Raw genomic sequence first — 14072 nt, forward strand, 5'->3', positions numbered from 1 at the left:
AGTCTCGCTCTCGTGCCGGCTCGAATCCCCGAAGCTCCCCCGCTGCTCATTGCCCCCACTCCCGCCGTCCCTTCGACAACCCGAATACCCCGATGACCCTGCGCGGCCGCCAGCGCGCGAGCACGCGCTGCCGGCGTGACGTCGTGGACGACTCGCGGCGCAACACCCCTTCCAGGGCGGCGCACAGACTCCACGCGTCGTCGGCTTCCTGCTGCGTGGCGACCCGTTCGCCGTACGCGCAGTCGTTGACCAGGTCCGCCAACGCGGGCAGCCGTGCCCCGACCTCGGCGGGCAGCAGCGCGCCGCCGTACACCGCGACCTCCTGCGCCGTGGCCGCGCTCCCGGCCGGCAGACCGGCTCGGGTGAGCGCCGCGCCGATCAACTGCCAGGCGCCCAACACCCGTTCGTTCGGCGTGCCGCCGCGACGTCGTCGCCGCTCCACGCGCGGCGCGATGAAGACCAGCACCGCGTAGCCCAGCAGTACGGCGGCGGCGATGACCGCGGCCACCAGCCACCACGGAATACCGGAGTCCTTGTCCTCGCCGTCGTGGGGGTCCGGCGCCACACCGCTGCGATCGGTGCCCTCGATGCCCGCGTCGACCTGGTCGCGGGTGAGCTGCGGAGGCGGCGGCGAGGCCACCGTGCCCGGCTGGGCCACGTCCTGGCCGGGCGCCTTGTTCCGGTCACCCGGTTCGTTCTGGCGTCCCGGGGTGGGGAAGAAGGGCACCCATCCGGCGCCGGCGAACTCGATCTCGGGCCACGCGACCACGTCCCCGGCCCGCACCTCGCGCACCCCGCCGCCGATGTCGGTCCCCGAGGAGAAGCCGACCACCACCCGGCTCGGGAGGTTCAGCGTGCGCGCCATCACCGCGAACGCGGTCGCGAACTGCTCCGAGGTGCCGATCTTGCCCGACTCGAGGAAGAACTGGAGGTTGCGGTACGAGTGTCCCGGCGTGGCCGTGATGTCGTATCGGTAGTTGGTGCGCAACCACGACGCGAGCCGCAGCGCCTGCTGGTAGGGGAAGCTGGCGCCGGTGGTCGCCTCCTCGGCGAGTCGCCGAAACACCGGCAGCGCCTCGAACGGCTCGCCCGTGACGTCCTTGTCCGGCATGGTGATGAAGGCGGGATCCGTACCGACCGGCAGGAACTGCAGGCGGTTGGGATCCAGGACCGGGACGCGCGAGTCGACCTCGTAGCGGGTCCCCGCAGGCAGCCGCCGGTGCGCGGCCACCGTGCCGCTGTGCTGCTCCACCGAGATCTCGAGTCCGGCAGGGGGACGGATCTCGCGCGGTCGGTCCGCCGCGGGCAGCCAGATCCCGCCGAGTTCCTTGATGGTCACCAGATGCGACTCGGCCGTCTTGGACACCACGGAGGTGTCCTCACGGTCGGGAACGCGCCCGGTCGTGGTGCGCAGGTCGTCGGCCGGAGCCCAGCGCACCCCGTTGTAGGAGTCGAACACCGCCAGCCGCCAGTTGCGTTCCGCGGGGGCCGGGCCGGAGACGGTGAACAGTGGACGTTCGGGGGTCTGCAACCACGCGGAGATGCGATCCAACGGGCTGGCCCCGCCCAGGCGCACATCGGTCGGCGGTTCGACGAGCGTGTGCAGGTCCGGCGCCTCGCGTGCGGTCGCCCCGGGCAGCGCGGGACCGATCGCGCCCGCGAACACCGACGAGGCCACCACCAACGGCAGGCCGATCGACAGGTTGCGCAGCCCCGATCCGCGTCCCGGACGCCGCGCGACGAGCAACAGGCCGACGGAGCCCGCCAACGCCACCGACGCCGCGACATTGCTTCCCGGCCCACCCGTCCCCAGCACGGCCGGTACCGCGAACAACAACACCGAGGGCACCGCGGGTGCGACGACCGTGCGGGTACGCAGTGCCAACTCGGCGCCGCCGAGGGCGGCAAGCCACACACACGTCGCGGGCAGCACGAGCATCTCGGCATCACCGGGCACCGGCGCCACCACACTCAACACCGCGTGCGGCGCGTCCAACAGCGCCGACCAGATCTCCCGGATCAGCCCGATGCTCGGCAGGAAACCACCCGCGGCCCGGTCCCGGAAAAGCGTCGCGGACAACACCAGCGACCAGCACACCACGGTGATGATCAACGACGGCCACAACGGCCGTACGGCCGGCCCGCGTCGGGCCGCCCCGGTCCAGGCGGCGGTGCCCGACGGCGCGGGGGACCGCACCGGTCGCGAGCAGGCGACCGACAACAACACCGGCACGATCGCGGACGGGAGGATCACCGGCACCAGGTCGCGCGTCTCGAAGGTGCGGCCGAACGCCCAGCCCACCGACAACGCGGCGAGCGTCACGGGAATCAGCGACCACAGGGAGCGATGGTCGGCATCCGGCCGATCGAGCCGACCACGTGGGTGATTCGGGCGCGCGGGCGGCGCGGACGCCGCTCCGCCCGGCCGGGAATCGCCGGTGGGCTCGGACTCCACCGGGCGATCGTCGAGAGTGGTGCTCACCGGGAAATCTCCTTGCGCCACGCCACGGCCATCTCCTCCAGGCTGGACACCCGGATCTGCGACACGTGCATCGCGGTCGGCCGGGCGGTCGAGCGCCGGCCGGGGTCGGTGGTCGAGGGTGGGGCGACGCGAATCAGCAACGCACGATCGAACCGGCCCTGGACCCGGTCCATCCGCGGCAACCCGGGGGTGTCGGTGCTGCCGGTGACCACGATCAACGTGTCGCCGGCCCGGGTACGTTCGACCACGTCGAAGGCGTCCGACAACGAGTGGTCCTCGTGTGCCGAGACCTCGGCGAGCAGGTCGAGCCAGTGCTCGGCACTGCGGTGATCGCCCAGCGGAGCGGGCAACGCCCCGCGCCCGGTCACCACCTTCAGCGGGAAGTTGTTGCTCGCGGCGGCCAGCGCCACCGACGCCGTGACGTCGACGGCGACCTCGAACGCCTCGTCGCGCTCGTCGGCGTTCACCCCCTCGGCGAACGCGGCGAGGTTGGTGTCCAGGACCAGCGTGGTCTGCGGCAGGCTCACGTCGATCAGCTTGCGGACCATCATCGTTCCGGTGCGCGCGGTGGAACGCCAGTGCACCCGACGCAGGTCGTCACCCATGACGTACTCGCGCAGCGAATGGAAGGTGAGCGTCCCGTCGTCCGCAGTATCGGAGTTCGGGCCCTCGAGGTGGTGAGTGCGGCCGGCCGGCAGCGACTGGAGCGCGATCGTGCGCGGTCGCACGAGCAGGGTCTCCAACTCGCCGTGCCGACGCGAACGTCGGGTCAGCCCCAGCGGATCGCTGCGCACGAGGTGCATCGGGCCGATCTCCACCCGGCCGCGGCGGTGGGTGGGCAGCGTGTACCGGGCCCGGATCTCGGCACCGGCGGCAACGGGCGGCAGGTCGACGGGAGGAACCATCAGGCCCGCCACGTGGTCCTCGGCCCGCAGTCCGCGCAGCGCCCGCCGCCCGGTGTTCACCAGGGTGACCCGGCCCTGGGCGATGTCGCCGCGGGCGACCTTCGCGGGCACCACTTCGCGTTTCGCGGCCACGGAGGAGCGGCGCAGGGTCCAGGTCACGGCGACGGTCACGGAGACCAGGCACGCGACCCCCAGGACCACGCCCTCGCGATACCCCAACCCCCAGCCGAGCCCGCACAGGACCAGGCCGAAGACGAGCACACCGCGCCCGCTGGAGGAGAGCATCAAGCGTTCGCCTTCAGTGCCGTCGCGCTCGGGACGCTGACCTGGGAGAGCACCTCGGTGAGCACGTCGGCGGCGGTGACGCCGCTCAACTCCGCTTCGGGGGTGAGCAGCAGACGGTGCGTCAGGACCGGTCCGGCGAGCGCCTTGATGTCCTCGGGCAGGATGTGCGCGCGGCGCTGCGCCGCGGCCCGGACCCGGGCGGCCCGGATCAACGACACGCTGCCGCGCGGCCCGGCGCCCAGTCGGGTGTGTGTCGACTCGCGGGTCGCGTGGCCGATCCGCACGGCGTACTCGACAACCGATTCGACCGCCTTGACCCGGCTGCGGGTGATCTGGACGAACTCCTGGATGTGTTGCGCCGTCGCGATGGTGGGGAGCGTCTCGATCGAGGGGGCGCCGTTCGCCCCGGCCGCGACCGCCACCTCCGAGCGCAGGTCCGGATAGCCCAGGGACATCCGCATCAGGAAGCGGTCCAACTGCGCTTCGGGCAGCGGATAGGTGCCGGACATGTCCACCGGGTTCTGGGTGGCGATCACCATGAACGGGCGGGGTACCGGGTGCGCCACGCCGTCCACGGTGACCCGGGCCTCCTCCATCACCTCAAGGAGCGCCGACTGGGTCTTCGGCGAGGCCCGGTTGATCTCGTCGCCGATCACGATGTTCGCGAAGATCGGTCCGGGCAGGAACTCGAACGTGTTGGTCGTCTGGCGGAACATCGACACGCCGGTGATGTCGGACGGCAACAGGTCGGGGGTGAACTGCACGCGCTGCCACGCGGCGTCGAGCGAGGCCGCGAGCGCGCGGGCGAGGGTGGTCTTGCCGGTTCCGGGCACGTCCTCGACCAGCAGATGACCCTCGGCGAACAGGCAGGTCAGCGCCAGTTCGATCTGCTCCCGCTTGCCGACGACGACCCGCTCGATGTTGTCGGCGAGGGCGCTGAAGCACTCGCCGAACAACGCCAGCGCGTCGGGGGCATGGAACGGCAGGGAGTTCTGACGATCGTCGTTCGTCGTCGATGGCATCGTGTTCACGGCGCTCCAGGTCGATCGCCCACCGTCACTCCGTGCCGTGGACGGTCGGGGAAGGCGGGAGGGCTTGCCGCGTCTTGACGGGTGTGTGGTCGCGGACGGGCTGGGGTGACTCGGTGGTGCGCCCCGATCGGGAAAGGGGGCGCACCACCGGGGAATGCTTGTCGCGTCAGGCGGGCTGCCCGGTCGCGATCACTCGCACTGCCACAACTCCGATGACGAGAATGTGCCGCTGTTGGAGTTGGGCGTGCGGATGTAGAGGTCGCTGGTCCAGCCGTTGCCGGGGTCGCCCGGTCCGCTGTACTCGACCTTGTCCCAGATCGAACCGGTCACGTTGGTTCCCTGGCGGACCTGGTGCTCGCCCTTGACCTGGCAGATCACGGTGATGTTGCCGGTGTAGTCGGCCGCGATGTAGCCGTTGCGCACGGTGCCGGCGACGGAGGGACCCGAGCGGATGCCGATCGTGACGTTGTTGTCGATGTTCGGGCCGACCTTGTAGGTGCGCTTCGGCGGGGTCAGGTTCAGGCTCCCCGTGGCCTTGGGGCTGGTGCCGGCCTCGTTGGTCGCGGTGATGGTGATCGGGTATGTCTTGCTGTTCTTGAGGTTGCTCACCGCGAACTTGGCGGTGGTGGACTTCGTGGTCTTGTCCTGGAAGTCGATCGAGTACGTGAGGCCGGCGACGTCGGTCCACGTGAACGTGCCGCCGTGGCCGCCCGCGGCGGGCTTCGCGGTGAGGCCCTTGGGCGCGGCCGGGAGTGTGCAGGGACGCACCGCCGTAGAGGGCTTCGACGTCTTCTCCACGCCGTCGGCGAAGACCGCAGTCACGGTGAAGCTGTATTCCGTCTTGCACTGGCCCCCGGTGACCTTGAACGACGATGTGGCCTTGGGGCCCAAGGAAGTGGGCTCGGCCTTCATGCCGTCCTTGAGACCGTCGATGCGGTAGCTCTGGGGTGTCGCTCCACTGGACTTGGCGAACGTGACGGTGATGAAGCCCGCGCCGGATGTTGCCTTAAGCGTTGTGGGAGCCGTCTGCTTCGGGGGATCGGGTGTCGGCGTCGTCTGCGTGGGGCTCGCCGTTGTGGTGCCACCGGGTTTCGTCGGCGTGCTGGACGCCGTGGGGCTCTTGGACGCGGACGCCGACGGGGACGCGGATGCCGACGGCGTACTGCTCGCCGTCGGTGTCGTCGTGGCCGTCGGCGTCGAGCTGCCCGTCGGGACGGGCGGGGCGGTGACCGTGATGGTGGTGGTGGGCTGCGGCTTCGGGTCGTTGCCGGGATCGGGGGTGGACGTGTTGCCGCCGCCCTGGGTCGGACGATCCGTGGGCTTGTCCCGGCCCGGGTCGTCGTTGCCGCGGTCGTTGTCGCCGTCCCCTTCGTTGTCCTTCGGGTTCGGCGGAACGTCGGCGTTGCCCGGGTTGTTCGGCCGCTGCTGATCGTCGGCGGGCGGCGTCGTGGGCGGAAGCGTCGGGGGCAGCTCGTCACCCGGGACCGGGTTGCCGCCCTTCTCGTCGTACTTCTGCACCTTGTGCAGCTTGCCGTCGCCGTCGACGACCACCGCGGTGGCGTTCTTCTCGTCGTTGACCCACAGCAGACCGTCGCGGACGAAGGTCTCCAGTTCGCCGGCGACGCCGGTGACCTTGACCTGCTCCTCGAGCTTGGCCTGCTCGGTGTTGTACACGATCAGCGAACCGCTGGTGCGGTCGGCGATGTAGACCTTCTTGCCCAGGACCTGAGGTTCGCCCAGGACATTCCCCCCGGTGCCCAGCGGAACCGCGGACACCTTGCCCGCCGCGATGTCCACCAGGACGAGGGTGCCGTCGGCGGTGCTCAGGACGGGCAGTACCTGTCCTTCGCTCTTGCCGGGTACGACGGTCTTGTCGAGGCCGCCCTTGAACAGATCGGACGGCAGCGTGATGGTCGTCTGCACGCCGGTGTCGGTGAGAATCTTCGCGGCGCCGGCTGCGGCGTCGACGATGACCGCGCGATCCGCGACGAGGGCGAGCGTGATCGGGCTGTTCGGCTCGGACACCTTGATCGGCGTGCCCAACACGGCGCCGCGGACCGGAATCACCTCACCCTTGGAGGGGATCGGGATCCACAGCGTGCCCTTGGCGTCCGCCTGGGCGCGACCGATCGGCTTGGCGCCGAGGGCGATCGGCGGTCCCAGCGGCGCGAGGGTGCCCGGATCGATCGGCCGCACCACGGCCGTCGTGGCGCCCGGCGCCGTACCGGATTCCACCAACCACGCGCGCTCGCCACCGGTGACCAACTGCATGCCGGCGTCGCCGAGGTCGACCGACAACGGAGCGGTCAACTGGGCGGGGTCGATCCGGGTGACCTGGCCGGTCGATTCGTCCATCACCAGGACGGTGTCGCCGTCCTCGCTCACCTGGTAGTTGGAGCCGGGAGCCCCGGGCAGCCGTACTCGGCCGGTGATGTCGCCGGAGAGGCCGTTGACATGAACCATGCTGCCGTTCGCGCTGGGCAGCCAGGCGCCCACGTCGGCCAGGTCGGCGTCGGCTCCGGCCACGCCGATTCCGACGACGACCGAGGTCGCGAAGAGTGAGCCGACGGCGACCACGGCTACGACGGTGGTCGAGCGTTCGCGACCACGTCGGATCGAGGCGACGGCCTGGGCGACCTGGCGGCGGGTCGACTCGATCGACAGGGAGGCGGCGATCGTTCGACCCGGCTGCGCGGCAGGCTCGGAGTGTTGGGACATGGATCCTCTTCCCGAAACAGGGAACGATTGTCAATCTTTACGTTCGGCCCGTCGGCGAACTATCCGCCGAGCGCGATGCGTTCCGCGCGATCGGGATAGTGGCCGGGCCGGCGCCACCGATGTGGTAATCGCGCTTCGGCCGGCTCAACTCTTCTTCTTGGTGGGGACGGGTACGGCGGGCGGCGGCGGATACATCGTCAGGGTCGTGTCGACCGGCTCCCGGCCCTCGGTGTTGCGGGTCACGAACACACCGACACTGGAGGAGGTGAGGATCGAAGGGGGACGAACTCCGGCGGGCAGGGCCTCGATGCCCTTCGTGGTGATGTTCAGCGCGGCGCGCCCGGCGTTGAGCTTGTCGCTGCCGTCGGAGCTTTGGATCGTTCCGTACGCGATGCCGGCATTGGAGACGGTTTCCAGCTCGACCGCGTTGTTGCGGTCGTTCTGGGCGAAACACACGGCCGTGCCGCGCATGTCCACGGCCAGCGGGCCGACGACGAGGTAGCGGGTGTCGGGGGAGTGCCGGGCGGGGAGCAGCTGATGGTATTCGTCCGGGTTGTCGTCGCGCGGGGTGTGGCAGGGGATCTGCGTCAACACCGCCCCGGTGACCAGGTCGTGCACGACGTACAGGACCTCCTGCGGCTGGTTCTCCTCGGCGGGTGTCCACCACGCCGCCACCACGGCGGTCTTGGTGACACTCACCGGCACCCCGAGCGCGCGCCCGGGCGGCGCCACCGATCCGCTGTTCCAACGCCCGGCGACCTCGAAACCGCGCCCACATGCCTCGTTTCGGGAACTGCGGGTGCGGCACGTGTCCGGCAGGCCGTTCTCGTCCTTGGAATCGGTCGTCTGCCAGGTCTCGTTGAGCATTCCGGCCGCCGTCGGCAACATCGGATACGACAACATCGCGCAGGTGCTGCCCAGCAGGCAGCGACGCGGAGTCGGTCCGGTCGGCGTGGTGGGCGTGACCTCGCCCGTCTCGGGATTCCACACCGAACCCCTTTCGAACGGGGCCTCGTCGCGGCGGTCGATGTCGTCGCGGAACAACACCCCGCCGTCCCCGACCCGGGCCGGAAGCTCGGTCAGCCCCTCGGGCACGTCCCGGACCAGGTGCTGCCGCGGAATCACGCTCCGGCCACTGCTGGCGGCGACGAAGCTGTCCACCACCACGACGCGTCGGGCCCGGCTGAGCCCGTCCTCCGGGATCGTGCCCAACCGCATCAGCACGATCATCTCGGTGTCGCGAACGGTGATCAGCGACAGGACCGGTCGTTCCTGATCCTGCAGCGGGGTCACCGGCTGGGACCACCACCAGACCTTGCCGTCGGTGGCGCTGCGGGCGACGACGGCGGTCTTGGTTCGCGTCGTGGACTCACTGCCCGCCGACGGGATGTCGCTGCGGATGTCGATGCTGACCAGCGCGCCGACCTTGGGGGCGACCACGTAGGCCCGGCTGCGGACGTCGGCCTGCCAGCCGTTGTTCACGTCGAAGCCGGCGGGAACCACCAGCTTGGGTGCCTTGACCGGCTCGTCGACCGGATTGCGCACCAGGGGAACGCTCCCGCTCCCGGCAGCCGAGCAACCGCTCAGCGCCAGCGCGGCGGCGATCAGCAGGGATATCAGAGGCAAGCGTGGGCGAATCACGGATTTCCGTTCCGCTCGGCGGGGCGACTCCGCTCCGGAGTCCGCGACTCGCCGCATGGACAGGTCAGGGCTCGTGCCGGCGCGACAGGAGCCTAGAGGCGCGGATCGGAACGCGATAGGTCACAAAACGCGGAATCAGGCATGGCTTTCGCGCATTCCGGCCTTCGCCGGATCGTGTTTCGAGGCCCTGCCGGAGCCGGCCGGCCCTTGGCGTGTGGACCTTCGACGACGCGTCGGCCAGGACTTAACCCGACTTCGTGGTGCGGACCTTCGAGATCGCGCCCGAGACGGGAAGCAGGCCGATCCTGGCGAGTGCGGCGACGCGATCGGCGTCGGGCTCCTGGGCGGGTTGCGTTTCCGAGAGGTGGCGGGTCGAGGGGCCGGACAGGGTGCGTACGGACGACACCCGACGGGTGGGCGACGGGGGCGCGGCCGCCGCGGGGGCAGGGGCGGGGGTCGAGACCTGGGCGGGGGCCGGAGCCGGAGTCGGGGGCGTCGTCGGCGCGGGCCTGGTCTTGGTCTTGGTCGCTGTGCCGCCCGATCGTGTCGCCGGGTTCGGCCTAGCCGGCGGTGCCGCTGCCGGTGCCGTTGCCGGTATTGCCGCACTCGGGTTCCTGCGGGCGGGCGTGGGCGGATCGACGGCCGGGCGCACCGGACGCGGGCGCACCGTCGGCGGGGCGGCGGCCGTCGACTCCGCCGCGACGGCGGAGCGCAGCGACGGGAGGCCGCGGGCTTCGAGATCGATCCCGCCGGTGGGCAACGTCGGTGCCGGCGAGTTCGCTGCGCGACGGCTCACGTGGTCCGCCCACAACGCGAGCAGTCGCGTCAGGATCCGGCTGAGCAGCTCGGTCACCGCCGGGACGAGCGACGCGGATACCCGCTCGGTCAGCCGGGACCACAGCGCGCGCAACCACGACCACCACGCGGTCGACACGGTGGGCGTGATCCCGGCGGCCGGGACCCCGTTCGCCCCCTGCAGCAACCAGGGGTTGGCGCCGGAATCCTCCGGTACCCACAACGTGCCGGCGGACGGTGCCGAGGCGGGATCGTCCCACGCGATCGCCCCTTCGGCGATGCGTTCGCGCAAGGCCTGTACGCCGGCTCCGCCGGACAACGGCGCGACGTTGCGATCGCGGGTGGCCGGCAACAACAGGTCCAGCCGGCGCAGGAGTGCGTCGGCGTCCGGCGCCCGTCGCAGCACGGCGCGGCATGTCGTGGTCCACAACTCGTCCAGCGCGCCCAGGGGTTCGGCAACCCGACCCTGCCAGATCGAGGGGATGCCGAGCCAGTCGTCACCGGCGCTGCGCTTGGGCGCGGTCCAGGTCGGTACGAGACCGCCCGAGGATGTCTCCTCGTTCGCGGCGACGGACAACATGCCGCGCAGTTCGTCCTCGACAGCGGCTTGCAGCGCGACGAAGTGCAGGATCGAACGGGAGGCCCAATCGGGCGTGGTACACGCCGACAGGACCTGGGGCGTGGGCACGTCGAGCAGACCATGCCGGGCCCCGACGATCACACCGTGATCGGCGAACCGTTCCCGAAGCGAATCGAGTTCGCTCTCGGGGCGAGTCCGTACCGGATCGTCGGCCAGCGCCTGGCGGATTCGCGCGACAGCACCGTGCAGGGACACTCGTAGGGCCTCGTCGCGAGCGGCGGTTCCACGACCACGAGGCCCGCTCGGCGACGACTTGCGTGACTCGGCACTCATGTAACCGCCTGACCCATCGTCCGTCTCCCCCGAAGCATCGAACAGCTCTAGCAGTATGGGGCAGGCGTTGGCTAGCCCGTTGTACGCACCGGGACTTTCCGCGGCGATGTCGACCGCGTTCGACAAGTCCGCCACCGGGTAAGTCGTGCGCAACAGACGGATCGCGCGAATACCTGTGATCGGTCCGCGTGTTGCGACCTAGTCGTGGCGCGCCCGTGATCACTAGCGTGAAGTTTTCCGTGTGTCAGGGCAGAGGGAGATTCGGCCGGTGGCGAACCTCAATCCACTAACTCGGGAGCCCGCAGACGATCGCGGGTGGTTCCGGCGCTTCTTCTCGGCATTCCGCAGAGTGATCGTGCGTACGGCCGTCGGCCTGTGGAACTTCTTCGGTGACTTGCGCGCGTCCTTCGCCGCGCGCAACGTGCGGGCCAAGGACATCCCCATCCCCGGTCCCCTGCCCGGCGGCAACGGGGGGGCCGGCGCGGAGACCGCGGGCAATACTCCTGCCGTCGAACCGACCTCCCCGACTGCCGAGCCCGCTCCGCGACCACGGGCGCCGGAGCGGGAGGCGCCCGCGCCGGAACAGGCGGCGAGCGTCGACGCACGCCGAGAGGCGTGGCTGCGTACGGACGCTTCGGCGTTGCGTGGTGTGCCACCACTTTCGCGGGCCCATTTGAATCAGCTCCGGGCGGACGCGGGCCTGCCTCCTTTGACCAGCTTGGCGCCGGAGCGGCAACCGCTGCGTGCCCGCTTGGCGGCCCGCGCACGGCGTGCCTACCAAGCGGTTGTCGTGCGGCCCTACAGGGCTGCCCGTCAGAGGTTCACAGATCGGCAGGCGCGGCGGGCGGACGCGGCGGCGCAGCGCAACTCGAGGCCGGCCTCGCGGACCGCGCCCAACAGGACCGTGGGTCGAGCGGGTGCGGCCAACCGTGTGACGCGGCGTTTGGCGCCGGGTCGGCGACTGCTGGTGACTCAGCGCGGAGGCGCGGGTCGAGGTCGGTTCGCGCGTACTCGTGCGGTGGGTCGGGGCGTCTGGGCGGGAACTCGTGCGGTGGGTCGGGGTACATGGACGGGTCTTCGTTGGGCCGGCCGTGGCCTCCTGGCGGGTGCCCGCGGCGTGCGGAACCAAGTGCTCAGGGGCCGCGACGCCGTGCGCAACATGCGGCAGGCGAGGGCCAGTGCTCGGGGCAGGGGTCCGAGGCAGGGGTTTTTGACGAGGTTGCGGGCTGGTTTGCGGGCGCAGGCTCAGCAGGCGGATGCTCGGGCTGAGGGGCCGCGTCGGGAGCGGGCGGGGGCTCGGGAGGCTCGTCAGGCGCGGCGTCAGGCGCGGCGTCAGACCAGGGTTGCGAACCGGGCTGCGGCTCGGGAGGCGCGTCAGGCGCGTCGTCAGACCAGGGCTGCGAACAGGGTTGCGGCGCGGGAGGCGCGTCAGGCGCGGCGTCAGGCGCGGCGTCAGACCAGGGTTGCGAACCGGGTTGCGGCGCGGGAGGCGCGTCAGGCGCGGCGTCAGACCAGGGCAGCGAACAGGGTTGCGGCGCGGGAGGCGCGTCAGGCGCGGCGTCAGGCGCGGGCGAATGCTCCGGCGAACGCGGCTGAGCAGGGGTTTTTGACGAGGTTGCGGGCTGGTTTGCGGGCGCGGGCTCAGCAGGCGGATGCTCGGGCTGAGGGGCCGCGTCGGGAGCGGGCGGGGGCTCGGGAGGCTCGTCAGGCGCGGCGTCAGGCGCGGCGTCAGACCAGGGTTGCGAACCGGGTTGCGGCCCGAGAGGCGCGTCAGGCGCGGCGTCAGACCAGGACTGCGAACAGGACGGCACGCGCCCAGACGAAGAGAGCTGCCTCCGCCCTCGACGGTCTGAGTCCGGTCAGCCCCGCAGCGGTCGCCAACGCGGTGGGCATCAGCAATGGCGAACCCGCACGCCCCCAACCCTCCGTGGCCTTGCCGGTTAAGCCCGAGGCGACGGCCGGCCGCCTCAAGCCGCTGAGCCCGGAGACGGTGCGGAGTGTCACGAACCGCATCGCCCGGGCTGCCGGTCCGGCTGTTACCGCAAAGCCCGAAGCCGCTCGGACCACGCCTGGTCTGGGAGGGGCCGGTAACGGCACAGGACCCCAGAAAACCGCGACCCGCAGTCGGGACACGGGTCAAGTGCGACAACCCGGCGACTGACATCCCGGGCGCGAAGAGGGCAAGACACCGCAGCGAAATGAAAGGGCGCAAGTGCCGATCCACAAGTACGACATGGGGAAGGAAGCGATCGGCGACAACGTCGATCCGCCCCGGAAACACAATCTGGCGGTGCGTGCCATCGCGAGGATGACCCGTAACTCTCCGGACGTGGTCGCGAACAGCAAGCTCTACAAAGTCGCCGCCGCCGGAACCAAGTTCGCGGTGAGCGTGGGTGCGAAGGTCCTCGACGCACACACGGCGGGTCTCGCCTCGACGACCCTCGCTGTCGCCAAGGGAGTCGCCGCCGTCAATCGGGTTGCCCGAGGCCAGGAGAAGACGGTGCCGAGGGAGCTGGCAGGTCAGGTCCCGAACCCGGTGACCGATCGAGCGGCCGGCCGAGTGGCCCAACTGGCCATGGGTTTCTGATCCCGCCGCAAACGAACCTCCACCGCACCCGGCCCCCTCCCCGCCCCCAAGCGCCAGGTCCGCTTGTCCTGCGCCCCACATTCCCGCAGCCTGCGCGTACTTGGCCAACCGGTTCCCATGCCGCAGGCTGGTCGCATCGAAGCGCTTCACCGCCACACCCCGCGGGGCGCGCCTTCGTTCGCTACACCCCCGGCTTGTCCTGAAAGAGCCTCGTCATCCTTCAGGAACCGAAGGGAACCCGATGGACTGCTCCGTATCGTCCCGCGGCCCAGGCCGCGCCGGCGACGCCCGAGGCACTTCCCGCCTCGGCATCGCCCGGACACCGCGCAGCGTGCGTCGTGTGCCCGGCGGGCACAAGTCGAGGTCCCACCACCCGACGTCCGCCCAGGCGGGCCGAGGGAACTGAGCGCCGCGGATCGGGCGGCGGCCGGGCGTTCCCCCTCAATGGCGCGGGGGAAGCGCACCCTCTCCGGCGATCGCCGCCCGACTTCGAGCGCCAACACCCGTACGGGATAGGGCTATTCGTCCCGGCCCAAGCCCGTACGCGATTGCGACGCCCCGGAAGGCGAGTTGCGCCTCGTCTTCCGGGGCGTCGTGCCGAGTACTGCGATAGGCCCGGTGATTCGCCCCCCGTATCGCCGGGCAGCGAAGGCGACCCGAGTTCCGCCGCCCGCCGCCGGTGAGTGCCACCCATACGACGACGTAGCGCCGACCC

7 protein-coding genes are annotated in these 14072 nt (G+C 70.9%); 1 reads left to right on the top strand and 6 read right to left on the bottom strand.

Annotation, left to right across the window (positions count from 1 at the left end):
• Window positions 1-46: 46 nt before the first annotated feature.
• The 6 genes from ACZ4FV_RS32385 to ACZ4FV_RS32410 form a co-directional block, all read right to left on the bottom strand.
• On the bottom strand, window positions 47-2482 hold the full coding sequence (locus tag ACZ4FV_RS32385) for a transglutaminase TgpA family protein (RefSeq protein ID WP_465323915.1): 2436 nt from the start codon (window positions 2480-2482) through the stop codon (window positions 47-49).
• Entirely contained in the window at window positions 2479-3672 is a 1194-nt protein-coding gene (locus ACZ4FV_RS32390) for a DUF58 domain-containing protein (RefSeq protein ID WP_402236820.1), read from the bottom strand. Before ACZ4FV_RS32390 ends, ACZ4FV_RS32385 begins: the two co-directional genes overlap by 4 nt.
• On the bottom strand, window positions 3672-4694 hold the full coding sequence (locus tag ACZ4FV_RS32395) for an AAA family ATPase (RefSeq protein WP_402236823.1): 1023 nt from the start codon (window positions 4692-4694) through the stop codon (window positions 3672-3674). The genes ACZ4FV_RS32390 and ACZ4FV_RS32395 overlap by 1 nt, the downstream gene beginning before the upstream one ends.
• Before the next feature lie 198 nt (window positions 4695-4892).
• On the bottom strand, window positions 4893-7421 hold the full coding sequence (locus ACZ4FV_RS32400; RefSeq protein ID WP_465323916.1) for a hypothetical protein: 2529 nt from the start codon (window positions 7419-7421) through the stop codon (window positions 4893-4895).
• Window positions 7422-7565: 144 nt separating this feature from the next.
• Window positions 7566-9047: a hypothetical protein gene (locus tag ACZ4FV_RS32405; protein ID WP_465323917.1), complete on the bottom strand. Its 1482-nt coding sequence runs from the start codon at window positions 9045-9047 to the stop codon at window positions 7566-7568.
• Window positions 9048-9306: 259 nt separating this feature from the next.
• Entirely contained in the window at window positions 9307-10692 is a 1386-nt protein-coding gene (locus ACZ4FV_RS32410; protein WP_465323918.1) for a hypothetical protein, read from the bottom strand.
• Between the two features lie 2386 nt (window positions 10693-13078).
• Between ACZ4FV_RS32410 and ACZ4FV_RS32415 the strand changes: the two genes are divergently transcribed.
• Window positions 13079-13357 (top strand): hypothetical protein, encoded by a 279-nt coding sequence (locus ACZ4FV_RS32415; protein WP_395867358.1) that lies wholly within the window; start codon window positions 13079-13081, stop codon window positions 13355-13357.
• Window positions 13358-14072: the final 715 nt, after the last annotated feature.

Source organism: Embleya sp. NPDC025285 (genome assembly GCF_055558835.1).

Bases quoted from the DNA above. Each gene is read 5' to 3' on its own strand.
- ACZ4FV_RS32390 (WP_402236820.1), bottom strand. From the start codon at position 3,672: ATGCTCTCCTCCAGCGGGCGCGGTGTGCTCGTCTTCGGCCTGGTCCTG.
- ACZ4FV_RS32395 (WP_402236823.1), bottom strand. From the start codon at position 4,694: ATGCCATCGACGACGAACGACGATCGTCAGAACTCCCTGCCGTTCCAT.
- ACZ4FV_RS32400 (WP_465323916.1), bottom strand. From the start codon at position 7,421: ATGTCCCAACACTCCGAGCCTGCCGCGCAGCCGGGTCGAACGATCGCC.
- ACZ4FV_RS32415 (WP_395867358.1), top strand. From the start codon at position 13,079: ATGACCCGTAACTCTCCGGACGTGGTCGCGAACAGCAAGCTCTACAAA.